Annotated in this window: 22 protein-coding genes; 6 read left to right on the top strand and 16 right to left on the bottom strand. The window is 59.5% G+C overall.

All coding sequences use genetic code 11. The annotated features are described in order from the left end of the window. The first annotated feature begins 97 nt into the window (after window positions 1-97). Window positions 98-742 carry a hypothetical protein gene (locus tag DYI20_RS03880; RefSeq protein WP_110100483.1) on the top strand — a complete coding sequence of 215 codons (645 nt, stop codon included), beginning with the start codon at window positions 98-100 and terminating at the stop codon, window positions 740-742. A 3-nt stretch (window positions 743-745) separates the two neighbouring features. Here the strand turns inward: DYI20_RS03880 and DYI20_RS03875 are convergent, their stop codons facing one another. The 9 genes from DYI20_RS03875 to DYI20_RS03835 form a co-directional block, all read right to left on the bottom strand. Continuing rightward, entirely contained in the window at window positions 746-2,965 is a 2,220-nt protein-coding gene (locus DYI20_RS03875) for a RelA/SpoT family protein (RefSeq protein WP_243857364.1), read from the bottom strand. 268 nt (window positions 2,966-3,233) lie between these two features. Continuing rightward, window positions 3,234-4,259: a protein translocase subunit SecF gene (secF, locus tag DYI20_RS03870; protein WP_110099685.1), complete on the bottom strand. Its 1,026-nt coding sequence runs from the start codon at window positions 4,257-4,259 to the stop codon at window positions 3,234-3,236. Then, entirely contained in the window at window positions 4,256-5,989 is a 1,734-nt protein-coding gene (gene secD / locus DYI20_RS03865) for a protein translocase subunit SecD (RefSeq protein ID WP_110100481.1), read from the bottom strand. The genes secF and secD overlap by 4 nt, the downstream gene beginning before the upstream one ends. Before the next feature lie 87 nt (window positions 5,990-6,076). Next, window positions 6,077-6,595 (bottom strand): preprotein translocase subunit YajC, encoded by a 519-nt coding sequence (gene yajC / locus DYI20_RS03860; RefSeq protein WP_110099687.1) that lies wholly within the window; start codon window positions 6,593-6,595, stop codon window positions 6,077-6,079. 176 nt (window positions 6,596-6,771) lie between these two features. Continuing rightward, on the bottom strand, window positions 6,772-7,908 hold the full coding sequence (gene ruvB, locus DYI20_RS03855) for a Holliday junction branch migration DNA helicase RuvB (protein ID WP_110100480.1): 1,137 nt from the start codon (window positions 7,906-7,908) through the stop codon (window positions 6,772-6,774). A gap of 33 nt (window positions 7,909-7,941) precedes the next feature. Next, the gene (gene ruvA, locus DYI20_RS03850; protein ID WP_110100479.1) at window positions 7,942-8,580 is read right to left on the bottom strand and encodes a Holliday junction branch migration protein RuvA; all 639 of its coding nucleotides are present in this window, start codon (window positions 8,578-8,580) and stop codon (window positions 7,942-7,944) included. A 110-nt stretch (window positions 8,581-8,690) separates the two neighbouring features. Beyond that, window positions 8,691-9,260 (bottom strand): crossover junction endodeoxyribonuclease RuvC, encoded by a 570-nt coding sequence (locus DYI20_RS03845; RefSeq protein ID WP_110099714.1) that lies wholly within the window; start codon window positions 9,258-9,260, stop codon window positions 8,691-8,693. Window positions 9,261-9,326: 66 nt separating this feature from the next. Then, window positions 9,327-10,088, bottom strand: coding sequence for a YebC/PmpR family DNA-binding transcriptional regulator (locus DYI20_RS03840; protein WP_110099690.1), 762 nt, complete (start codon window positions 10,086-10,088; stop codon window positions 9,327-9,329). 72 nt (window positions 10,089-10,160) lie between these two features. Further along, window positions 10,161-11,465 (bottom strand): alpha/beta hydrolase family protein, encoded by a 1,305-nt coding sequence (locus DYI20_RS03835; protein WP_166769830.1) that lies wholly within the window; start codon window positions 11,463-11,465, stop codon window positions 10,161-10,163. A 91-nt stretch (window positions 11,466-11,556) separates the two neighbouring features. Between DYI20_RS03835 and msrB the strand changes: the two genes are divergently transcribed. The 4 genes from msrB (at window position 11,557) to DYI20_RS03815 (ending at window position 14,490) form a co-directional block, all read left to right on the top strand. Beyond that, window positions 11,557-12,018 carry a peptide-methionine (R)-S-oxide reductase MsrB gene (gene msrB, locus DYI20_RS03830; RefSeq protein WP_110099692.1) on the top strand — a complete coding sequence of 154 codons (462 nt, stop codon included), beginning with the start codon at window positions 11,557-11,559 and terminating at the stop codon, window positions 12,016-12,018. A 139-nt stretch (window positions 12,019-12,157) separates the two neighbouring features. Further along, window positions 12,158-12,742, top strand: a complete 585-nt coding sequence (locus DYI20_RS03825) for a DUF3000 domain-containing protein (RefSeq protein WP_122548895.1) — start codon at window positions 12,158-12,160, stop codon at window positions 12,740-12,742. After that, entirely contained in the window at window positions 12,681-14,006 is a 1,326-nt protein-coding gene (locus DYI20_RS03820) for an HRDC domain-containing protein (protein WP_243857326.1), read from the top strand. The genes DYI20_RS03825 and DYI20_RS03820 overlap by 62 nt, the downstream gene beginning before the upstream one ends. Window position 14,007: 1 nt before the next feature. Next, window positions 14,008-14,490, top strand: a complete 483-nt coding sequence (locus DYI20_RS03815) for a Rieske (2Fe-2S) protein (protein WP_166769802.1) — start codon at window positions 14,008-14,010, stop codon at window positions 14,488-14,490. Between the two features lie 19 nt (window positions 14,491-14,509). On the opposite strand, the gene DYI20_RS03810 is transcribed toward DYI20_RS03815, so the two are convergent. The 6 genes from DYI20_RS03810 to dut form a co-directional block, all read right to left on the bottom strand. After that, window positions 14,510-14,806 (bottom strand): PLD nuclease N-terminal domain-containing protein, encoded by a 297-nt coding sequence (locus DYI20_RS03810; RefSeq protein ID WP_122548889.1) that lies wholly within the window; start codon window positions 14,804-14,806, stop codon window positions 14,510-14,512. Next, window positions 14,807-15,310: a hypothetical protein gene (locus tag DYI20_RS03805; RefSeq protein WP_110099695.1), complete on the bottom strand. Its 504-nt coding sequence runs from the start codon at window positions 15,308-15,310 to the stop codon at window positions 14,807-14,809. A 156-nt stretch (window positions 15,311-15,466) separates the two neighbouring features. After that, window positions 15,467-18,178 (bottom strand): aconitate hydratase AcnA, encoded by a 2,712-nt coding sequence (gene acnA, locus DYI20_RS03800; RefSeq protein ID WP_110100476.1) that lies wholly within the window; start codon window positions 18,176-18,178, stop codon window positions 15,467-15,469. Between the two features lie 231 nt (window positions 18,179-18,409). Next, complete coding sequence (locus tag DYI20_RS03795; RefSeq protein WP_208392066.1) at window positions 18,410-19,861, bottom strand: class I SAM-dependent RNA methyltransferase; 1,452 nt, start codon at window positions 19,859-19,861, stop codon at window positions 18,410-18,412. Window positions 19,862-19,980: 119 nt separating this feature from the next. Next, on the bottom strand, window positions 19,981-20,679 hold the full coding sequence (locus tag DYI20_RS03790) for a DUF3710 domain-containing protein (protein ID WP_233242886.1): 699 nt from the start codon (window positions 20,677-20,679) through the stop codon (window positions 19,981-19,983). A 221-nt stretch (window positions 20,680-20,900) separates the two neighbouring features. Beyond that, window positions 20,901-21,359 (bottom strand): dUTP diphosphatase, encoded by a 459-nt coding sequence (gene dut, locus DYI20_RS03785; RefSeq protein WP_110100474.1) that lies wholly within the window; start codon window positions 21,357-21,359, stop codon window positions 20,901-20,903. Between the two features lie 217 nt (window positions 21,360-21,576). Here dut and DYI20_RS03780 point away from each other — a divergent pair, with 217 nt between their 5' ends. Next, complete coding sequence (locus DYI20_RS03780) at window positions 21,577-22,188, top strand: DUF3093 domain-containing protein (RefSeq protein WP_110099699.1); 612 nt, start codon at window positions 21,577-21,579, stop codon at window positions 22,186-22,188. Window positions 22,189-22,336: 148 nt separating this feature from the next. Here the strand turns inward: DYI20_RS03780 and DYI20_RS03775 are convergent, their stop codons facing one another. Next, window positions 22,337-22,636 carry a DUF4193 domain-containing protein gene (locus tag DYI20_RS03775; RefSeq protein WP_110099700.1) on the bottom strand — a complete coding sequence of 100 codons (300 nt, stop codon included), beginning with the start codon at window positions 22,634-22,636 and terminating at the stop codon, window positions 22,337-22,339. Between the last annotated feature and the right edge of the window lie 285 nt (window positions 22,637-22,921).

Below are 22,921 nucleotides of genomic sequence, written 5' to 3'. Positions count from 1 at the left end.
CCACAGCGGGAACACCCGCCTCAGCTACCAAGTACTGGCTGTCCACAATGGTGTCCTGAGTATTTTTCCCGGTGCCACCTCGTGACATTCTGGAGGCATGCCTCAGCCAGACACTTCGTCCTCGATCCCGGTTCCCACCACCCGCCAACGTCTCGACCGTGCGGTAAGTCGCTTAATTCATCCCGACGCACCGTTGAGCCCAGGCGAATTGCAGGCTTTGCAGTTACGTGGCGTGATCCGTGAACAAGTTGGCGGGAGCTTCATCAAGACCGAACATCCCGATAGCGTGTTGCAACGAGCAGTAGCCGCCTATTGCTTTGGTGCCAACTTATTTACCGGACGTTGGGCGCTATCTCATTCCACCGCAGCCTGGATTCATCTCTCAGGCCCTGCACCAGCGGATTTTCAGGCGGTCAGTGGTCACCCTCGACGGATGTCGCGGTCGAAGACGCGTGGCATCCAGGTCACGATGCGCAAAATCGAGTACATGCAGGCTGTGGAGACTAGCCTCCACCACGGGCTCATTTTGAGTCTGGGTCCGATCCTGTTTACCAGTGTGGAACAAACGATCATCGACCTGTTGCGCTTCTTTCCGGGAAATCACCAGCTCCGCACCGTCAGCGAGCTCTTACCGCACTGTGATGAGGCTCGGCTGGCCCGAACGCTGGCGTCACAGCGTCATCTGGCGGGGATGGAGACCGCGATAGCCCGTTATGGTCAGCTCGTCCAGCCAGCAGCCTAGGGATTATTTCTTACTCGAGCGCTTTTTCCGCTCGGAGGACCGGTAAACCTCGTAGACACCATCGATCCGACGAATCGCATTGAGCAGGTGCTTCAGGTAGCCGGGATCTCCCATTTCGAACACGAAGCTCGACGAGGCGATCCTGTTCTTCCGGGTGGTGGACGTGGCCGAGAGGATATTGACGTGGTGTTCAGCAAGGATCCGGGTGACATCAGAGAGCAACGAGGTCCGGTCCAGGGCGTCAACGGTGATGTCGACAATGAACACCGAGTCCTGGGTTGGTTGCCAATCGACCTGGATGAGACGCTCCGAATCGTTGGCGAGATTACTGATGTTGTTGCAGTCGGCACGGTGGACCGAAATGCCAGTACCACGGGTGACGAATCCGATGATCTCATCGGGTGGCACCGGGGTGCAGCACCGGGCCAGTTTTGCCATCACGTCTCCGGCTCCTGGAACCACCACGCCAGAATCCGAGCCGCGGGTTGGTCTTGGAATGAGTGGCAGGGAGATGGTGTCGGGGTCGTTATCGTCCACTAGCTTCGGTTCCGGCTTGGGAGGTGATACCAGTTTCTCCACCCGATCCAGCACATTCTCGACCGACACGTTGCCATCACCGATCGCCGCGTAAACCCCGGAGACTCCCCCAACGTTGAGTTGGTCGGCCACATCGCCCAGAATCCCGGCGTTCATGATCTTCTGGAGTGGCAACGGATGTTTGCGGGCTTCTTTGGTCAACTGCTCCTTGCCACGTTCGACAATTTCTTCGCGACGTTCTTTCGAGAACCATTGCCGGATTCTATGTCGAGCACGACCGGAGCGGACGAAGCCCAACCAGTCTTGACTGGGTGCGGCATCTTCGGACTTGGAGGTGAAGATTTCGACCCAGTCACCGTGATTCAGCACGTAGTTCAAGGCCACCAAGCGACCATTGACCCTGGCACCTACGGTGCGGTGCCCCACCTGCGTGTGAACCGCGTACGCGAAATCCACCGGTGTCGAGCCCGATGGGAGGGCTTTGATTTCACCTTGCGGTGTAAAAACGTAGACCTCCGAGGACCCTATTTCGGTCCGAAGCGAGTCCAAGAAGTCGTCGGGGTCCTGAGCATCTTTTTGCCAATCCAACACGGCCTTCAGCCAACCGGGTGTGCTCGCGGTGTCCGCGGCGTTCCCACCACCGCGATGCTTGTACTTCCAGTGGGCTGCCACACCGTATTCGGCCCGATGGTGCATCTCATGGGTGCGGATCTGGATTTCCACCGGTTTACCGCGGGGCCCGATCACCGTGGTGTGAAGCGACTGATACATGTTGTACTTCGGCATCGCAATATAGTCTTTGAAACGCCCCGGCATCGGCGACCACTTGGCGTGTAGCACGCCTAAGGCCGCATAGCAGTCGCGCACAGAGTCCACCATGACCCTGACCCCGAGCAGATCGTAGATATCGTTGAACTCTTTTCCGCGCGCCTGCATCTTTTGATAGATCGAGTAGTAGTGCTTGGGGCGGCCGGTGATCGTGGCATTGATTTTCGCCTCGCGCAGGGTCTGTTCGATGATGTCGGTCAGCTGGGCAATATTTTTTTGTCGCTCCGGAGTGCGCTCCCCCACTAGGCGCACAATCTCGGCGTACATTTTCGGCCACAAGGCGGCAAATGAGAGATCCTCCAACTCCCACTTGATCGTGTTCATGCCCAGCCGGTGGGCCAAAGGGGCATAGATTTCCAGGGTCTCTTGGGCTTTCCGAGCCGAGGACTCCGGTGGCACGTAGCGCCAGGTGCGCGCATTGTGCAGACGGTCAGCGAGTTTGATCAGGAGCACGCGGACATCTTTGGCCATGGCCAACACCATTTTGCGCACAGTCTCCGCTTGTGCGGCGGCACCAAAGTGCACTTTATCGAGCTTGGTGACACCGTCGACGAGCAGGGCGACTTCTTCGCCAAATTCGGCGGTGAGCTGCTCGAGGGAGTAGGAGGTGTCCTCGACGGTGTCATGCAACAGCGCTGCCGCCAACGTCGTGCCCGTCATACCCAATTCAGCCAAGATCGTGGCCACTGCCACCGGGTGGGTAATGTAGGGGTCCCCCGACTTACGGAATTGGCCGTCATGGTGTTGTTCAGCAATGGTGAAGGCCCGGATAATCACGTCCAGGTCTTCTTTGGGGTGGCGGACCTTGAGCGTACGAATCAACGGCTCCAGGATGGGCGAATAGTCTGTGCCGCGCATTCTGCCGGTGAGCCTGGCCAGTCGGGAGCGGTGACGTTTGGGCGCAGACCGTTGCTCTCCGGCACCGTGGCGACCGGATTTTTGCGCATCAGAAGTACTACTCATCCGGCACCGCCCCGCTTTCTCTCCGCTGACCTCTGGAGCCCAAACGCTGATTCCAGTACGGATTGTGGTTGATTGTTTTCATACACTAGTCCCCCGATGTCGCCGGTGACAAAACACCGGTAGCATCGGGGCAGACGGACTGTGGTGCGACGGTCCGGCGCCGTTAGGCTGTCGTAATTTGTTCTTCAGTCACGTCCTCAGGGCGCAGACCGGTTTCCTCACGGAGGTTGAGCACTCGGCGATCATGGTTTTTGACTTTGTCTTCCCCACCCCGCAGCAGTGCATACAGTGGCGCCTGAATAAACAGTGTGGCCAAGGTACCGACGATAATCCCCACGAAGATCGATAGCGAAATATCGCGCAGGGTCCCTGCCCCGAGAAGCCCGGCACCAATAAACAGAATGGACCCGACCGGCAAAATACCTACTATAGAGGTGGTAATGGACCGGACCAAGGTCTGGTTAACCGCCAGGTTGACCATCTCGCGGAAGGTTCTGACGGTATTTTCGTCCATATTCGCGGTATTTTCACGAATCTTATCGAAGACGACCACCGTGTCGTAGAGCGAGTAGGACAAGATGGTCAGGAACCCAATAATGGCTGCGGGCGTGACCTCAAACCCGGTGGCCCCATAGATTCCCACGGTGAGGGCCACCACGTAGAACAACCCCAGCACTGCTGCCAACGACATCTTCCAGGTCCGGAAGTAGATGGCCATCAGCACGGTAACCAGCACAATGAAGATCACCAAGCCAATCAACATCTGCTGAGAAATCGCCTCACCCCAGGTCGGGCCCACGAAGCTGGAGGTCACGTCATTGGCCGAGACCTGATAGGCCTCTTGCAGATTGGAGGCCACTTCAAGGGTCTGGTCATCGGTGAGCTCTTCGGTTTGAACCCGCATGGTTCCGGGCGCGATATTGGTCGCGGTGGCTTCCACCTCAGCAACGACGTCGGTCACGGCCTGCTCGCCCACCGTCGGGTCGGTGTTCTGCACCGAGGAGACGGTGAACTCGGACCCACCACGGAACTCAATGCCGAAGTTGAAGCCACCCCGTGCCACGGTGATACCGACTGCCACCAGTAGCACTATAGCCGCGATGGAAAACCACAGTCGCCACTTCTGGATAAACGGGTAGGACTTTTTGCCCGTATAGAGTTTATTTCCCCACTCAGCGATGCTACTCATTCTGCGTCCTCCGTGGTCTTCTCGTCCTGTGTCAGACCAAGCTTTTCCTCACGCTCTTGTTGCCTGCGCTCGGCAATGGTTTGGCGTCGCTGAGCTTCTTTGGCTCTGCCCTTGATCTTTTTCTTCTTCACGGGTGCCCGGCTGGGTTCGTCGTTAAACTCCCGGACCCGGCCAGCGCCCTGGTAGAGCGCTTTTTGTCCCAGCAACGAGGGGTCCATCCCCGACAGCGGATGTCCGCCACCGAAGAACTTCGTTCGTGCTAACAGTTGCATAACTGGGTGGGTGAACATAAACACCAGCAACACATCGATCAGTGCCGCCAGGCCCAGAGTGAAGGCGAAACCGCGGACATTACCGACAGCCACGAAGTACAGCACTACCGCGGCCAGCAGGTTCACGGCCTTAGAAACGATAATGGTACGTTTAGCCCGCGACCACCCGAATTCCACGGCTGATTCGAACCGTCGCCCCGACCTCATTTCGTCCTTGATTCTTTCAAAGTAGACGATAAAGGAGTCCGCGGTCAGACCAACGGCGACGATAATACCGGCCATACCGGCCAGCGATAATCGATAATTATCCGACCAACCCAGCAACACGATCGCCACGTAGGTCAGCAGGAACATCACCAGCAACGAGGTCAGGGTGACAAAACCCAGGGCACGGTACTGGTAGAACTGGTAGACCGCCACCAGGCCCAAACCGATCAGTCCAGCCACCACGCCCCAGAACAACTGGTCCTGGCCCAGGGTCGCCGAAATCTGTTGTTCAGATTCGATAGTGAAGCTAATCGGCAGAGCACCATATTGGAGCTGTTCGGCCAGGGCTTGGGCCGATACTTCGGTGAAGTTTCCTTCAATCGTGGCACGGCCGTCGGTGATCACCGCATTCGAACGCGGTGCGGAAACGATGGTGCCATCCAGGACGATCGCAAACTGGTTCTGTGGTTCCGGCATGCCCGTGATGCGCTGAGTGACCTCGCGGAAGGCCTCCGTGCCTTCGTCGTCGAAGCTGAGGTTGACCACCCAGTTATTAGCCGACACTCCAGTTGGGGTCTGTGCCATACCGTAGTCGGCGTTGTCGATCTGGGTCCCTTCAACTTCGACGGGGCCCAGAATGTATTTCATCCCATACTCGGGGTCACAGGCAACGACCGCTTCATCTGTGGGCAGTTGTTCGTTTATTTCCTGCTGTTGTTGCTCACGACAGTCGGTGTTTTGAAACTCGTAGGCCAGCTCTGGGCTGATCCAGTTCTGATCCGAGCCATCTTCGGGTTCCGCCTCTGGCTCGGGGAAATCCTCCACGTCTTGGCGCTCCTCTTCCGGGGTAGCAATACCCGGGGCGCCTTGGAGGACCGCGCGGAATTCCATATTGGCCGAGGCCTGGATTAAATCGCGGGTTTGTTGATCCGGGTTGCCGGGCAGGGCGACCACAACGTTGTTATCGCCTTGGGTATTAATTTCAGCTTCCGAGACACCGGAACCATCCACACGGGCACGAATAATCTCGACGGCCTGGTTCAGCGTTTCGTCGGTGACTTCTTCACCAGAGGCGGTCTGCGGTGAGAGCACCATCTGGGTACCGCCTTCGAGGTCCAAGGCGAGCAGGGGCAAGCCATTGGTTTGGTTGGTGGCGATACCTACGCCGAGGATGCCAGCCAGCACGACGACTATCGCTGCCAGCCAGCCCAGAGTGCGTCGCGCGCGCCCTTGGGGGGTCTTTGAGGCCATGATGGTGTGGATCTTTCAGTTCTGGAGTGCGGACTCACGAAAGGTTCAGCACCCCGGGGTGCTGAACCTTTCGTGATGGTCTGGTGGTTATTTCTTCTCGTCGTCGTTTGGGGAATCTTTGTCGGTCTCCTCGGTCGAACCGTATTCTTCGCGGGGATCCTCCGGGTTACCCGATGCCTGAGTGTCGGTGGCGTCGCGGTTCTCGCTGTTGATCACGATCTTGTTGGACTCATCCGGTGTTGGTTCCGAGCTAGCAGTCGAGTCAGCGGTGTCTGCCACCGGTTCGATGACTTGAGCAATGGTCTGCAGGTGTACGGTCACGCTGTTGCCGGGCGAGACCTCAAGGACCACCTTATTGTCGTCGTGGTTGACCGAAATCACGGTACCGAAGATTCCGGCAGCGGTCATGACCTCAACGCCCGGGGCCAAGGCCTGGCGAGTTTCCATCTGCTTCTTCTGCTGTTTCCGGGTGCCACGCATGGACAAGAAGATCAGCAGACCGAAGATGACCAGCATGACGATCAAAAAGCCAGCGCCAAAACCGCCGCCACCTTCAGCATTCTGAGCCAGTGGGTTGACGAGATGAGTCAGGTCAGCAAAGTGCATGTATCGATCCAATTCCTCGGGACAATGATGTCTAGATCTTCCACCACGACAAGTCTCGTGGTGGAACGCATTATTCTCAGGCTACCTTAGGCACCTGAGGTCGGGCCTAATTCTTAAGGGTCACCTTCACGCTGGAGACCATTCTCACGGCACGGTCGCTTGATTTTTGCCCGGGTCTAGTCGTGGGACTCGTCCCGGGAGAAGTCATCTGGGCCGAATAACGGAGAGGTCTGACCGGGTTCATCGGTCTGGGATTCTGCGAGTCGCCACATTGACTGCACCTCTGCGTTGTGAGGAACATCAAGTCCTAAATGTTCCCAGGCCGCCGGCATCGCGATCCGCCCGCGCGGGGTACGTCCCAGGAGTCCTTCACGCACTAGGTAGGGCTCGGCAACTTCTTCGACGGTTTCGACCTCTTCACCGACGGCAATGGCCAGGGTGGACAGTCCGACCGGGCCTCCGCCAAATTTCTGACACAATGCTTCGAGCACGCCACGATCGAGGCGGTCCAAACCACGCCGGTCAATTTCGTAGATATCCAGGGCGGTGGAGGCCGACCGGGCATCCACTTCGTCAAGGTGGTGGACCAGTGCCCAGTCACGCACCCGGCGTAGCAGTCGGTTGGCGATACGCGGGGTACCACGGGACCGTGTTGCGATTTCGGCAAAGGCTCCCGGTGACAGGCGCATATCCAGCATGGCTGCCGAGCGGCGTAGCACCAGTTCGAGTTCGGCCACGTCATAGAACTCCAAGTGACCGGTGAAACCAAACCGATCCCGTAGGGGACCCGGCAAGAGCCCCGCTCTGGTGGTGGCTCCGACTAGCGTAAAGGGTGGGAGCTCGAGCGGAATGGACGTCGCCCCAGCACCTTTGCCGACCACGATATCGACCCGAAAATCTTCCATGGCCATATAGAGCATTTCTTCAGCTGGACGTGACATCCGGTGAATTTCATCCAGGAAGAGCACTTCTCCCTCAGTGAGCGAAGAAAGGATCGCAGCGAGGTCACCTGAGTGTTGGATGGCCGGACCAGAGGAGATCCGCAGCGGGGCGTTCATTTCGGCTGCGATAATCATCGACAGGGTGGTTTTGCCCAGCCCCGGAGGACCTGAGAGCAACACGTGGTCGGCGGTGGCATCACGGAGTTTGGCGGCTTCGAGCACTAAGGACAGTTGTTCGCGAACCCGGGATTGGCCCACAAAGTCTCCGAGATGCTTCGGACGCAACGCGGCCTCAATTTCACGTTCTTCGGTGGAGGCACTGGGCCCGATCAGGCGGGAATCCTGCTCAGCGTTGTGGGGATCGGTACTCATCTCGATCTAGCATGCCTTCCGACGGAGAACGTGTTATGAGTGGACGCGACGTTGTCCTTGTCCCAGGTGACGCAACGTCGCGCGCAGAACCTGGGAGACGTCCTGTGACTCGCGCAATTCGGGTTCATGTTCCAGAGTGGATTTCAACGCCTTGGTGGCATCCTTGTCGGTCCAGCCGAGCCCGGTGAGAGCTTCGTGAACTTGCTCCTGCCACACCGGGTCATTGCCCGGCGTGGCACCGCTCGGCTGCCCTGCCTGTGCGGGGTTCTCGGCCGGTACGAGCTTACCGGACAGTTCCAGGATGATCCGGCGGGCGGTTTTCGCACCGATGCCGGGCACCTGGGTGAAGGCCTTATCGTCGTCTTGGGCGACCGCGCGCCGGACCTCTTCGGGTGCATAGACCGCCAGAACCGCCAGAGCGATCCGGGGCCCGATCCCGGAGATGGTCAGCATCGTCGTGAAAATTTCGCGTTCGTCCCGGGAGCGAAACCCGTAGAGGGTCATGGCATCTTCACGAACGATCAGCTCGGTCAGCACGCGTGCTTGGTCCTCGATCCGCAGTGTCGCCAGTGTTTGCGGGGTGGCGAAGAAGGTATAGCCGACACCGTTGACATTGAGCACCGCCGCATCGACGCCGAGGTACTCAACCACTCCGGTCAACGAGGAAATCATGAAGCCTCCGTAGCTGTGCGTCGGGCTCCGCCAGGTGTTTTGTCCACTGCCCGTACCGCAAATGATAGAACTAATCTACGAACACTGTACCCCGCAGGGTGCAACCGATGTTAACGGGCACGCCGTTCGGCTTCCAACCACGCTCGCTGGGCTGGGGTTGTGGGGCGGGAATTCTTTGCTGTCGCACCGGGAAATTTCGATGGTCGGGCCGGGCTGGTCAATTTCCCGGTGTCCAGTCCACGCCCGTGGAGTCCCCCGCGCCAGGCGTGGGCGATCGCCAGTGCCATCGCGTCGGCTGCATCGGCGGGTTTCGGTGGCGAATCTAAGCCCAGGACCCGGGTTACCATCGCGGTGACCTGGTTTTTATCGGCGGAACCGTTTCCGGTGACCGCAGCTTTCACCTCGGAGGGGGTCAGCAAAGCGACCGGAATATTGCGTCGGCCCGCCGCTGCGATCACCACTCCGGAAGCTTGGGCGGTACCGACTACGGTTGGCGTGTTGTTTTGAGCGAACATCCGCTCCACGGCCAGGTGGTCGGGACGGTGCGACTCAAAGAAATCGGCAATGGCCTCGTCGATGGTCGCCAGTCGCTCACCGATCGAGGCCGTGTTCGGAGTCCCCACCACGCGTACGTCCACCAGAGTGGCCTGCCGGTTGGGGGCGACGTCGACCACGGCCATGCCACACCGTGTCAGTCCCGGGTCGACCGCCAGCACCCGCAAGGGTTTGCTGGGAACCCGCACCGGTTAGTCGTCCTCGTTCTCAAGTTCTGCGGCCACCTCATCGGTGATGTCCACGTTGGAGCTGACGTTCTGTACGTCGTCGAGCTCTTCGAGAGCATCAGCTAAGCGCAGGAATTGGCGGGCAGCTTTGGCATCGAGCTCGACCTTCATCGTGGCCACGAACTCGACTTCGTCGGATTCGTAGTCGATCTCGGCTTCGTCGAGTGCTTTGGCTACATCCTGCAGATCGGAGGGGTCCGAGTAGACTTCGAAGCTACCACCGGACTTGGCCACTTCTTCGGCTCCGGCATCCAGGACCGCCATCAGGATTTCGTCTTCTTCTTTACCCTCGGCGTCCATGCGGACCACGCCTTGGCGGTTGAAGAGGAAAGCGACCGACCCGGAGTCGGCCAGGGTGCCGTTATTGCGGGTGACGGTGTGGCGCACTTCGGCTGCAGCACGGTTCTTGTTATCAGTCAAGCATTCGACCATCAACGCCGAGCCTTCGGGACCGCGAACCTCGTAGATAATCTCTTCGTAGTTAATGACCTCACCGGTCAGACCGGCACCGCGCTTGATGGCACGGTCAATATTGTCATTGGGCACCGATTGCTTCTTGGCTTTGGAGACTGCAAGATCCAGCGCCGGGTTACCTTCCAGATCTGGCCCACCGGCACGAGCGGCTACCTCAATCGCCTTAATGTGCTTGGCGAACATTTTGGCGCGCTTGGCATCCAGGGCAGCTTTTTTATGCTTGGTTGTTGCCCATTTTGAGTGACCGGCCAATGGAGCCTCCTTATGGGGGTCAGGGTGCGAACAATAAAACTCTGCCCTATAGTCTAAACCCAGCCCGCTTCTCTACCGCGATAACTGTGGCACTACACGTCGCGGGCCACTGAGCACCACATAGAGCCAGCTCAGCGTTGCTTGTTCCCAGCGGTCAGGGTCAACATTCCATTCTCGCGTGTGCCGGGCCTTGGTGAATCGCACCAACGAGACCAAATCCGGACGCAGATTCGCCAGCTGTCCAGCCGGCCCGATCGGAACGAAGTCGTCGTCTTCAGAGTGCAGAATCAGCACCGGGTGCTGGAGTTGCTCGGCCCGGTCCACCCAGTTCAAGGCTTTCAAGTCCACCGGGGCTGCCAGCCCGGCAAGACGACGGGCCCATTTATTGGCAATCATAAATTGCCCCAGATGACCCACCGCGTCGGGAAGCCGGTTCAACCGGGCCTGGTAGGCCAAGACATCAATCCAGTTAATAACCGGTCCGTCGAGGACCAGCCCCGCAATCCGGTCGCGTAACGGTGACTGGGCAGCCAATTGCAGGGACACCGCACCACCCATGGACCAGCCGAAAATCACGACTTGTCGGGCACCGTGACTCAGCGCATAGTGCATGGCAGCTTCCACGTCGGGCCATTCGGTCGCTCCGAGCCCGTATCGGCCATCTCCGGCCGGCGGGGCGTTGCCGTCGTTGCGGTAGGAAATCAATAAGCTCGGCATGCCTAGAGCGCCGGCGACGCGCAGGGCACGAATTCCTTCGGTACGCCGGGAGCCACGTCCGTGAACCATAATCGCCCAGGTGTCTTCTCCGAATTCAGGGGTCTGGGTAGGAAGGGGGGACTCGGCGACACGCGGGACTTGGGGTGGTACATACCAGGCCGGGGCTTCGCCACGTTCGACGGGAATGGACACTTCCTCGGACACAAACCCGGCATCACCGGGGTGGGGCCAGGTAAAGCCGGTCCAGGAGCCTTTTTGCGCCGCGGTGAGATCCCCGGAATAGATCTGTTCAATTTCTCGCACCACAATCCCGGCTTCAGCGTCGCGGTCAACGATCTTACCGATGCGGGCGATACCTTCACCGGCGGCGAAGGTCAGCGAATAGCGACCTTCCACGGTGGTTTCACGGGTGGCCTGCAACGCGATGTGAGGCCGGGGACCGTAGGGCTCAATGATTGCGTAAATCCGGATGTCTTCGGCCACCCGTCGCGTCGGGGTCACGACCGTACGGGCAAAGACGGTAGCCAGGGTAGAAATGGTGCCGGCAAACAGCGAGCCCACCACCGCAGCAGAGGCACCGACCACGGCGAGCACTTGGGAAAACCGTGCTCGAGAACGCGAGTTGTCAGACTCAGCGCGGGATCGGGGGAAGACTCGCATACTGGTCATTCTTCCCCGTTCACCGGGGAATTTCCAGTTTCTCAAACGTCGGGTCGGGAACAATCCCCTGGCCTGTGACGTTATAGCGGATATGACAGTTTCAGATACCTCTCACCACCAAGACGACACCACACAAACCACCACTACCCGCTCCGGTCAGCTCTCCGAGGACGAGTGGAAACAACGCCTCAGTCCTGCGGAGTACCAGGTGCTTCGCCAGGCGGCCACTGAACGACCCTTTACCGGGGAATACTGGGATGATTTCAGCGAAGGGATCTACCGGTGCCGGGCCTGTGGGGCTGAGCTGTTCCGTTCGGATCAGAAGTTTGATGCCCACTGCGGTTGGCCCTCATTCTTTGCCCCGTTGGCTGAAGATCGGGTGGAATACCGCAAAGACACCTCCTTGGGGATGACCCGCATCGAGGTCTTGTGTGCCCAGTGTCAGTCCCACTTGGGCCACGTGTTCGAAGGTGAGGGCTTCAATACCCCGACGGACCTGCGCTACTGCATGAACTCCATTTCCCTGGAGAAAGTCCCCCGCTCAGACCGATAAGCTCGAGGGTTCTCGGCGTGGCCTGCCCCCCATCCTTCAGGTAGCGCTTTAACCTTGAGGGGTGAGCATTGATCGGTCGAGTGCAGAAACCTTGGCTTCGGCGCCTGTGACTTTTCGTCGGGCGCTATCGGGACTGCGGATGGCCCAGCCCCGAGCGGAAGTCCGGCTGACTGAAATCCCGGCACCGCAGAGAATCGCACCCTATGCGGTGGCTATGGCCGCCGATGTTTACCCGGCCGTGCTTCCGGCCCCGATCACCTCAACCGTCACCACACTCGGAGCGGTTGAAGACCAGGACCCCAATGAGCCACTAGCCACCGGGCGTTTTATTCTCTTGCATGACCCGGCCGGTTCGGCCGTGTGGAAATCCACGTTCCGCATTGTGACCTTCATTCGGGCGTCGGTTGAAGCCGAAATGGGCGTGGACCCGATGGCCGCTGAGGTGGCGTGGACATGGCTGGTGGAAGCCTTAGATGGTCACCAGGTGGATTATGACCAAGCCGGTGGGACCGCCACGCGGGTGCTGTCGGAAAGTTTCGGAGTGTTGGATGATCGGGCCGATGCCATTGACATTGAAATGCGGGCCTCGTGGAGTCCTACCAACCTGATGGGCGAATCGATGGAGAACCACCTGGAGGCCTGGGCAGATATGGTCTGCGCCTTTGCTGGTTTACCACCGGTTCCTGAAGGCGTCACAGTTCTCCCTCGAGCACGAAGGACGTAACATCATCCTGACCACAAACGCAGAATCTGAGGCACCGGTTCTGATCACCGAGCCGGCCGAGGGCATCCCAGAACTTACCGACACGCCCGAAGGGCTCACCGAATGCGCTGAAGCGCTCCGCGCCGGTAGCGGACCGGTGGCCATCGATACCGAACGCGCCTCCGGATTTCGCTACGGTCAGCGAGCATTCTTGGTCCAACTCAAGCGTGAAGGCTCCGGCATTTGGCTCATCGACCCCGAACCCTTGGAGAATTTGGACATTATTCAGCAAGCCATCGGTGACACCGAGTGGATCTTACACGCTGCCACGCAAGACTTAGGGTGTCTGGCTGACTGTGGATTACGTCCCTGTGCCCTCTTCGATACCGAGCTAGCCGGACGCCTGTGCGGCTTCCAGAAAGTGAATCTGGCCGCACTGCTACAGCGTACGTTGGGAATAACCTTGGCCAAGGAGCATTCAGCTGCCGATTGGTCGCAGCGCCCGTTGCCCGAGCAGATGCGTAACTACGCCGCCTTGGATGTGGAATTTTTGGTCCCGTTACGCGCACAGATGATTCACACACTACGTCGGCAGGACAAGCTGGAGATCGCTGCCGAAGAGTTCGAAGCGTTGACCGCTTGGCAACCCCCGGAGCCCCCTCACGAGCCCTGGCGGAGAGCCTCCGGTATTCACCGGGTGAAATCACCACAACAGCTGGCCATTGTCCGTGCCCTGTGGCATGCCCGTGATGAACTGGGCCGTCAGGAAGATGTCTTCCCGGGGCGGCTACTACCCGATCGGGCGATTATTGCCGCCGCGACCGCACAACCTGCAACCGCAGGTGAGCTGATGAACACCAAGGGGTTCACCGGCCGGGCTGCCGGCCGGGAGAAGGACCGGTGGTTGGAGGCGATTCGGCGCGGGGTGGCCGACGGACGGGATCCCGCAACGCGACCGGAGAAGAAACCGGCTGGCTCCGGTGGCCCTCCGCCGGTGAAAAGGTGGAAGTCTGTCGACGAGCTGGCCGCTCGGCGATTCGCCACGTGTAAGGTGCGATTGACTCGCCAAGCCGAGGCGATGGGCGTGCCGTTAGAGAACCTCTTACTCCCCTCGACGCTACGAGATCTCTGTTGGCGTCCGCCCTCACCCATTACCCCGGAAACCGTCGAAGAGTATCTCAAAGACCGGGGTGCCCGTAACTGGCAGGTCTGGGCCTGCTCAGCAATCATTACCGTTGCATTACTAGACCCGGATCCATGGGACAGCGATGACGAGCAGCCCTGACATGACTGAGAATCCTGAACAGACAGGTTCCACCTGTGCCGATGGTTCCTCTCATCTCGACCGTCGCCAATTGCTCTCTGGCACCGCAGCCATCGTGGCAGGTGGTGCCAGCATGCTGGGACTGTCCAGCTGTGCACCGGCCCAGCCGGATACGGTCGAGGACTTCTCCGGTCAGCCCACTGAAGTCCTCGACGCCGATCTGTTGCCGGTCGGGGAAGCCACCGGGGTCCATACCGACGACTATGACCTGCTGATCTATCGGGACAGCGAGAGTTCGGTGCAGGCGTTTCACGCGATCTGCCCCCACCAGGGATGCGTCGTACGTGTCGGTGAAGGGTCGGAGCCCGCCCCGGATTTCACCTGCCCCTGCCATTCTTCCCGCTTTGATTCCGAAACCGGTGATGTGCTGGGCGGGCCGGCTCCCCGGGGCTTGCGACGTCACCCCGCCGAGGTCCGCGACGGCGGCATTTGGGTCGAGGTCTAGCGGGTCGTCGAGCTCGTCTCTAAGGTTTCCACGCCCCGCGCTGCCGGTGATCGGCACGTAACCGTCGGGGCACCACGTGCCCGGTGCCGGGACGGTTGGGATCCCAGTTGGGGGTTTCTGCCTTCCGGCGCGGGTAGTAGTACAGCCTCCACCACGCCCACACCAGGCTCCCGAGCACCGGCAATAAGAAGATCGCCACAACCCAGACGATACGTCGCTGTGGTTCCAGAGGCGACCGTAGCAGGCTGATCACTGACCACACCATCACGGCCACGACCAGGATGGAGACAATCCACCATAGGGCTGATTCGAGCATTCAGGCGTTGGTCTTTCGGACGGTGACTTTTGAGGCCTGCACGCCGGCAGCTTTCACTACGGTCGGGATGATCTCGCGGGACCTGCCCGGGTGGACGGTGGCGACCGCAATGGTAAAGGCTCCGGCGTTTAGGACCGGCGAGTCGGCCTCACCGAGTCCGCGCCAGGCCAGCTCGCGGGTGGTCAAGGTTGCCAGAGTCTGCGCTTGATGAGATTCCACGTCACTCGGCTCGGTGCCACGCAAGGTATAGGTGATCTGTAGCTGTTCCATCTCGGCGGGGTCGATGGGCTGGTAGCCGTCTTCGGTGCACTGTTGGCTGAAGCCTGACAGCAGCGCTTCGGCCTGCGCGCAGTCCTCGAGTTTCTCGGCAGTGTCTACACCAGTGGCACCGACTTTGCCGTAGTGGACCACGAATTCGTGCTGGTCTTCATCCCACCACGCCTCCCGGTAGTGGGTGGGACGAGTGCTATCTTCGGGGCAGAAATAGGCTCGGATAATGGACACGGTGAGCACCTCCTGCGCGCGGGCCGGTTGATAACCCTGCTAGTTTAGCGTAACCGTGACCTGATCAAGAAAGCGGTTTAATGGCCTCGGGGCCTGCACTGTGACCGCGTGGGTCGTGGGCGCAGGCCCCGAGGACTGGCTTGGCTGCTGGTTGCGTTAGTTCTTCTCGGAGGAAGCGATCTGACGCAACACGTACTGCAGAATACCGCCGTTGCGGTAGTAGTCAGCTTCACCGGGGGTGTCGATACGCACATCGGCGTCGAACTCGGTGACCTTACCCTCAGGGTGGGTGGCGGTCACGTGCACGGTGGCCGGGGTGGTGCCCTCGTTCAACTCGGTGATACCGGAGATGTCGAAGGTTTCCGTGCCGTCCAGGCCCAGTGAGTTCGCGGACTCCCCCTGCGGGAACTGCAACGGCAACACACCCATGCCGATCAGGTTCGAGCGGTGAATACGCTCAAAGGATTCGCTGATCACCGCGCGGACGCCCAGCAGTGCGGTCCCCTTAGCGGCCCAGTCACGGGAGGAACCAGTACCGTATTCCTTACCGCCCAGCACCACCAGCGGAGTGTTTTGATCAGCGTAGTTCATCGCGGCGTCGTAGACATAAGCCTGCGGTCCACCCTCCTGGGTGAAGTCGCGCGTGAAGCCACCTTCAACGCCATCCAGCAACTGGTTCTTGATACGGATGTTCGCAAAGGTACCGCGAATCATCACCTCGTGGTTACCGCGACGGGACCCATACGAGTTGAAATCCTTACGGGCCACACCGTGCTCGGTCAGGTAGCGACCGGCCGGGGTGTCGGACTTGAAGGCGCCTGCCGGAGAGATGTGGTCGGTGGTCACCGAGTCACCCAACTTCAGGAGCACGCGGGCCCCGGAGATGTCCTGGACGGGGTCCGGGGTTTCCTTCATGCCCTCGAAGTACGGGGGCTTGCGCACATAGGTGGACTCATCGTTCCAGTCAAAGACGTCCCCGGTCGGGGTATCGATCGACTGCCACCGCTGGTCACCATCGAAGATCGTGGAGTATTCGGTGTGGAACATCTCGGTGTCGATGGAGTCATCGATGATCTGCTGCACCTCGGTGGGGTCCGGCCAAATGTCTTTCAGGTAGACGTCGTTACCGTCCTGGTCCTGACCCAGCACGTCATTGTCGAAGTCGAAGTCCATGGAACCGGCCAGAGCGTAAGCGACCACCAGCGGCGGGGAGGCCAGGTAGTTCATCTTCACGTCCGGGTTAATCCGGCCCTCGAAGTTACGGTTACCCGACAGCACCGAGGTCACCGACAGGTCGTTTTCCTGGATGGCCTGGGAGATCTCGGACTCCAGCGGACCGGAGTTACCGATACAGGTGGTGCAACCATAACCGACGATGTTGAAGCCTAACTGCTCCAGGTACGGGATTAGACCCGACTTCTCGTAGTATTCGGTCACCACCCGGGAACCGGGAGCCACTGAGGTCTTCACCCACGGCTTGGAGGACAGGCCTTTGTCCACGGCATTGCGGGCCAGCACCGCGGCGGCCATCATGACCGAAGGGTTAGAGGTGTTGGTGCAAGAGGTGATCGAGGCGATCGACACAGCACCGTGGTCGAGTTCGAACTCACGCCCATCCTCCATCTTCACGTCAACGGTGTGCGAGGGACGCCCTACGCCCGCATCGTCGCTCTCAGTGGCATAGTTGTGGATATCCTTGCGGAACTGCTCCTTGGCGTCAGAGAGCACGATCCGGTCCTGTGGACGCTTCGGACCCGAGATGGAAGGCACCACAGTGGATAGATCTAGCTCCAGGTACTCGGAGTACTGAGCCTCATTGGCCGGATCGTGCCACAGACCCTGTTCCTTAGTGTAGGCCTCAACCAGCGCGATGTTCTCTTCGGTACGACCGGTCAGTCGCAGGTAGTCCAGGGTCACCTGGTCGATCGGGAAGATCGCGGCGGTGGAACCGAACTCGGGCGACATGTTGCCGATGGTAGCGCGGTTCGCCAGCGGCACCGAGGCCACACCTTCACCGTAGAACTCGACGAACTTACCCACCACACCGTGCTGACGTAGCATCTCGGTGATGGTCAGCACCACGTCGGTTGCGGTGGCACCTGAGGGGATGGACCCGGTGAGCTTGAAGCCCACCACGCGCGGGATGAGCATGGAGACCGGCTGGCCGAGCATCGCGGCCTCGGCCTCGATGCCGCCCACACCCCAGCCGAGCACGCCCAGGCCGTTGACCATCGTGGTGTGGGAGTCGGTGCCCACACAGGAGTCCGGGTAGGCGCGCAACACGCCGTCGACCTCGCGGGTCATCACGGTGCGTGCCAGGTATTCGATGTTGACCTGGTGGACAATGCCCTGTCCGGGAGGAACGACCTTGAAGTTATCGAAGGCGGTCTGACCCCAGCGCAGGAACTGATAGCGCTCACCATTGCGCTCGTATTCGATTTCCATGTTGCGCTCGATGGCGTCAGGGTTACCGAAGCTATCGATTTGCACGGAGTGGTCAATCACTAGCTCGGCCGGTGCCAGCGGGTTCACGCGCTTGGCGTCACCGCCCAAATCCGCGATGGCCTCACGCATGGTGGCCAAGTCAACCACACAGGGCACACCGGTGAAGTCCTGCATCAGCACCCGGGCCGGGGTGAACTGGATCTCGTGGCGGGGATCGTCCTGCGGGTCCCACTGGGCCAGCGTTTCAATCTGCTTCTTCGTGACGTTGGCGCCATCTTCGGTGCGCAACAGATTCTCGAGCAGAATCTTCAGTGAGTAGGGAAGGTTCTGTGCACCTTCGACCTTGTTAAGTCTAAAAATTTCATACTCGGCGCCGTTGACGTCCAATACGCCCTTCGAGCCGAAACTATCGACAGTAGTCACGGAGATTCCTCTTCCTGCCCATCAAGGGGCGCTCAACCGATCTCGCCGAAGCCGCTGGCAGCAGTCCCTCTTCGCTGATCAGCGACGTGCGACTCGGTACCGGTGCGATGCCAGTGTCGCTGGGCTCGAAATCCAGCGACCAGAAAATTATTCTACAACGCGCAGCCACTGATCCGGATCAGATGTCGTTACCTGCGTCACGATGACGTCGGTACCCGGATCAGCGCGACACTACCGGGTGAAGATATTGACCGACTCCATGTGGTGGGTGTCGGGGAACAGGTCGAAAATCTCCGAGCTCTGGTGTTGCCAGCCCAGTTCGGCCAACAGTTTGGCATCTCGAGCCAGGGAGGCCGGGTCGCAGGAGACGTAGACGACCTTGGAGGCCGGTAACGCGTTGATGCCTTTGATGGTAGCCCGGCCAGCACCAGAGCGTGGCGGGTCAAGCACCACCGTATCGATGTCACGACCTTCCAGTCCGCCTTGGCCGCTGGGGGCCTGAGGGCGGTGCGCCCACGAGGAGACCACTTTCTCAGTGCGACCATTGATCACTACGGCCTGCTTCATCTCGTGCAGGTTCTTCCGGGCGTCTTTGCTGGCCTGACGGGCCCGTTCGACCGAGTAGACCCGGCCAGTCTCCCCGACCGCCCGAGCCAGAAACGCTGAAAAGAGCCCAGCTCCTGCATATAAGTCGGCAATGACATCACCGGGTTGCGGGTTCGTCGCCTGCATGACGGCCTCGACCAAGATATGCGGGGCGTCGCGGTGGGACTGCCAGAAGCCTTCGGCCGAGACCCGGAATGTAAAAGTTCCGTGGTGCAAACTGCGCACAGTTTCACTCACCCACGTGCGACCGCGCAACCGTATGGTGCGTGGCTTCTGGTCCGGTTGGAGTTGAGGAACAGACACCACTGCCGAGACGGTACCGGGTAGCCCGGAGAGTTGGCGTCGCCAATCGTTGATCGCCTTATTCAGCGTGGGCTCGTGCGCCAGCGTCTCGGTAGCCGGGTGGATGACGACCATGACTTCCTGGCTATAGCCGGGGGTGATGACGTCCACGCTGGAGGCCCCGAGGAAATTGATATCCCACAGGTGTAGCTCATCGAGTTCGGGCACCGCCAGGGGAATATTGCGGACCGGAATCATGGTCTTGGATCGGTGGACGAACATCGCCAAGCGCCCGGAGGCGGTCACCGCGAAACGGTTGCGGGTCCGCCAGTGCAAACCGGTAGGCTCATCGGCTTGCACTGAGGTCACCTGAGGCTCTACGGCGAGGCGACCAATCCGATTGAGTGTGTCGCGAAAAACTTGGGCCTTGAGCCGGCGTTGGTGTTCCAGGGTGATGTGACCGTATTCGGCGCCACCGATCGGCTGACGCCCGGCCTGATAGGCGCGCAAGGAGTCGGCCAATTTCCACTGGTGTGCCCGCCGGAATTCGGAGCCCCGGATCACGTTGACGGTATCGGCCCGCCAAAAGCGGGCCTTCGCGCCACCGGAAGTCACCACGGCTCGCACGACTTCGCCAGGAATGGCGTGGCGGACGAAAACAACGCGTCCTTCGTGCCGGGCCACGCAGTGACCACCGTGGGCCATGACTCCCACCTCAAGGGTCAGGATTTCCGGATCACCGGTGTCACCGACGCCGAGCGTCGAAGTCTCGTCTAAGGTAGTCACATTCACCATGCACCGGTCTCTTTCATCATGCGCGTACCGTGTGAACCCTCAAATTTAAGCAGGTAGGGCACAAAAACAGAATACGCTGATCGCCGGGAATAACAAGACTCATTTCGGTCCGCGACGTATCAGCGAGTTTCGGTGATCTCAGGGCCGCGTGTGGGCATGCCCTTCGCATCGGTCGGGGTTGACTCCGCTTGACCTGCCTCCGATTGTTCGGCGGCTGGTTTGACCCGACGCAGGTTCTTCGGAGCGTGCAGGCGCAGGATCTCCCGCGAGGGGTGGGGTTCCTGGCCTCGGTCAATCGCAGAGCGACCCAGCACGTCGAGCAACCGTTCAGCGTGTTCGGACTTCAAGACCGCTGGGCCTCCCACAACGGCACGAACGAACCAGCGGGGTCCATCAATGCCGATAAACCGAGCCACGCGCCAGCCAGGACGACCATCTGGCAATTTCGCCGGAATCTTGGCCAAGAGCTCGGTGCCAAACCGTCCCTGTTCTTCGGTCACAGTGGCGTTGTTGGCAGAAGTCAACGATTCGGTAAGTTCTTCCCGAATTTCGTCCCATAGTCCCTGCGAGCGTGGGGCCGCAAAAGTCTGGATCTGCAAGCTGGACTTATCGTGGGACAAGGTGACACCAATGATGTCCTTGGTCTTTTCTTCGACGTCCAGTCGCACAGCGATCTGAGGGTCAGCAGCAAGTTTCAACGCGCCGAGATCGACCAGGCCCTTGGCATGATCAATTTCCGAAATGTCGCGGGGACCTGCCGGGCGCGCGTCGGGGTCGGTCGACTCTGGCGCTTCCCGCAGGTGTTCTGGAAGTGTCACACGCTCGACCTTCACGTCGCGGTTGCGTCCAAAGAGCTTCAATCAACCTGTCCTCTCTCCAGCGGTGGGGCAGTTTCTGGTTCATCCATCTGCTGCAGTGTTCACCTATCGTGGCGTTCTGCGGTGTCGTCCTGACTGAGCGAACTAGCCGTCGTGACTGGCTCACCGGTGATAGTCTACGCGGATTCGCGCGCGGTTTCAGAGCACGACGGGGGTTCGTTCTAGTTCTCTGTGTGCGAAAACCCACCGGTAGAACCAAAACCCTGCTGGCCACGAACCGATTCCGGCAACTCCTCGACCACTTGGAAACAGGCCTGATAGACGGGCTGAATGACCAATTGCGCAATACGATCCCCCCGGTTGAGCACAATCTCGGTGTGAGGATCGGTATTGATCAGGGCCACTTTGAGCTCGCCACGATATCCCGCATCTATGGTGCCAGGCGCGTTAACGATGCTCAGGCCTTTTTTCGCAGCCAATCCAGAACGAGGGTGTACCAACCCCACGAATCCTTCCGGTAAAGCAATCGCAATCCCCGTGGAAGCCAGGTAGCGCTCCCCCGGACCCAGACGCACATCTTCTACCGTGACCAGATCGGCACCGGCATCACCGGGCTGAGCATAGTGCGGGACCGGGACATCGGGGGCTAAGAGTTGCAGGGCTACATCGATCTGAGGCATGGTCGAAGGTTCCTTTCTGGATCGTTTCCGAGATTATTTCCTGGGCTGGACTCCCGAGACTGGATGCACCGGTGTGCTCCAGCACGTATTCTGCCAGGGTTCGGCCTGTTTTCGGCCCCGGCTGGTGGCGAGCACCTTACCTGCAGGTCACTGCAACACCGGGAAAACACAACACCGGGAAAACATGAACAGAACAAAAATATGGGACCCTAGAATTATGAGCTCTTCACCGACGACTCCACACAGTCTTGATTCCGCCGATGATCCGGTGCTGTACCATGAAAAGCTTCGGGCCACACCCTGGATGTGGCTACTCGTGGTCCTTTTCGGTGTCCTCGGATACATGGTGCTGGCACCGATCAACGTCGCGGCCGGAATCGGCTCCGCTGTGGTATTGGCCCTGATCACCGTGGCCATTTTGGTCGGGATGGGCTCTGAAATTATTGTCACCAAACAGTTTTTACAAGTCGGTCGTGCCGGGATTGAACGACGATTCGTGGGCAACGTGACCGGATATCGCGGTGACGACGCCTTCGAACAGCGCGGTCAGAAACTTCACGGTTTGGCTTACACCAATCTGCGCAGTTGGGCCTCGCCGGTGGTGCGTATTCAAATTACCGACGAACGGGACCGCACTCCCTATTGGCTGACGTCAACCCGCAATCCTGAACAACTCGTTGATGCCCTCGGTGGGGCTATGTACGCCCGTCCCGAAGATCTCGAGGATGAGAACATCCCCGACTGGTTGCGCGAAGAACGAGAAACACAACAAGCACAACAGCGCGACGATTCCGAAGGTCACACCCCCACCGACTCCAACACCGATTAGCGCAACATCAGCCCCCGCGCTCAGCAACACTGCCGGCGCGACGCAGGAACGTCAGCTCAGGGACATAACAACGTAGTGGGCGGGCCCGGGTGTAACCGGGCCCGCCCACTACATGGTTGTCGATCAGTTGTTGCTCAACTGAACCTTGCTACCCTTCACAGTCGGTGCAATACAGCAGACCATTTTCTTCATAAGCCACCTGGGATCGATGTCGCACCAAAAAACAGGAGGCGCAGGTGAATTCATCAGATTGTGCCGGCAGCACAGTAACCTGCAGTTCTTCATTCGACAGGTCAGCGCCGGGCAGCTCAAACCCCTCAGCAGCTTCGGCCTCGTCTTCATCGACCGCGGCAGACTGCGTATCGGTCCGACGATTCTTCAACTCCTCAATGGAGTCTTCCCGGACCTCATCGTCGTTTTTGCGGGGCGCATCGTAATCAGTTGCCATATATTTGCTATCCACTCCACTAAGTCATCGACTGAACGCACAGGTGTCAGTGTCTGACAGGTTAATCTCGGTGATTGGTTCTTTTATTCCAGGCCCAAACCGATGGCTTACCGCGGTGCATGATCCCTGGAATGACCCTCGTGACAACGCGCTCACCGAGTATCATTTCGCAGAGAATCCTACTGTCCCCGACCAAAATTTCAAATCGCCAACAGTGAACACATCTTGAAGTGCCTTGAAGCGCCGTGTTGACCGCTTTATGGGATCGCTCACACTCGTCGATCC

It is taken from the genome of Auritidibacter ignavus (genome assembly GCF_003703835.1).
GTDB classification, from domain to species: Bacteria; Actinomycetota; Actinomycetes; order Actinomycetales; family Micrococcaceae; genus Auritidibacter; species Auritidibacter ignavus.
The sequence above is the reverse complement of the archived record's forward strand: the minus strand, read 5'-3'. Positions and strand labels throughout refer to the sequence as shown.

Coding starts and splice junctions, on each gene's coding strand:
- DYI20_RS03880 (WP_110100483.1), top strand. CDS start 98: ATGCCTCAGCCAGACACTTCGTCCTCGATCCCGGTTCCCACCACCCGC.
- DYI20_RS03875 (WP_243857364.1), bottom strand. CDS start 2,965: ATGCGCGGCACAGACTATTCGCCCATCCTGGAGCCGTTGATTCGTACG.
- secF (WP_110099685.1), bottom strand. CDS start 4,259: ATGAGTAGCATCGCTGAGTGGGGAAATAAACTCTATACGGGCAAAAAG.
- secD (WP_110100481.1), bottom strand. CDS start 5,989: ATGGCCTCAAAGACCCCCCAAGGGCGCGCGCGACGCACTCTGGGCTGG.
- yajC (WP_110099687.1), bottom strand. CDS start 6,595: ATGCACTTTGCTGACCTGACTCATCTCGTCAACCCACTGGCTCAGAAT.
- ruvB (WP_110100480.1), bottom strand. CDS start 7,908: ATGAGTACCGATCCCCACAACGCTGAGCAGGATTCCCGCCTGATCGGG.
- ruvA (WP_110100479.1), bottom strand. CDS start 8,580: ATGATTTCCTCGTTGACCGGAGTGGTTGAGTACCTCGGCGTCGATGCG.
- DYI20_RS03845 (WP_110099714.1), bottom strand. CDS start 9,260: ATGGCCGTGGTCGACGTCGCCCCCAACCGGCAGGCCACTCTGGTGGAC.
- DYI20_RS03835 (WP_166769830.1), bottom strand. CDS start 11,465: ATGCGAGTCTTCCCCCGATCCCGCGCTGAGTCTGACAACTCGCGTTCT.
- msrB (WP_110099692.1), top strand. CDS start 11,557: ATGACAGTTTCAGATACCTCTCACCACCAAGACGACACCACACAAACC.
- DYI20_RS03825 (WP_122548895.1), top strand. CDS start 12,158: ATGGCCCAGCCCCGAGCGGAAGTCCGGCTGACTGAAATCCCGGCACCG.
- DYI20_RS03815 (WP_166769802.1), top strand. CDS start 14,008: ATGACTGAGAATCCTGAACAGACAGGTTCCACCTGTGCCGATGGTTCC.
- DYI20_RS03810 (WP_122548889.1), bottom strand. CDS start 14,806: ATGCTCGAATCAGCCCTATGGTGGATTGTCTCCATCCTGGTCGTGGCC.
- DYI20_RS03795 (WP_208392066.1), bottom strand. CDS start 19,861: ATGGTGAATGTGACTACCTTAGACGAGACTTCGACGCTCGGCGTCGGT.
- dut (WP_110100474.1), bottom strand. CDS start 21,359: ATGCCTCAGATCGATGTAGCCCTGCAACTCTTAGCCCCCGATGTCCCG.
- DYI20_RS03780 (WP_110099699.1), top strand. CDS start 21,577: ATGAGCTCTTCACCGACGACTCCACACAGTCTTGATTCCGCCGATGAT.
- DYI20_RS03775 (WP_110099700.1), bottom strand. CDS start 22,636: ATGGCAACTGATTACGATGCGCCCCGCAAAAACGACGATGAGGTCCGG.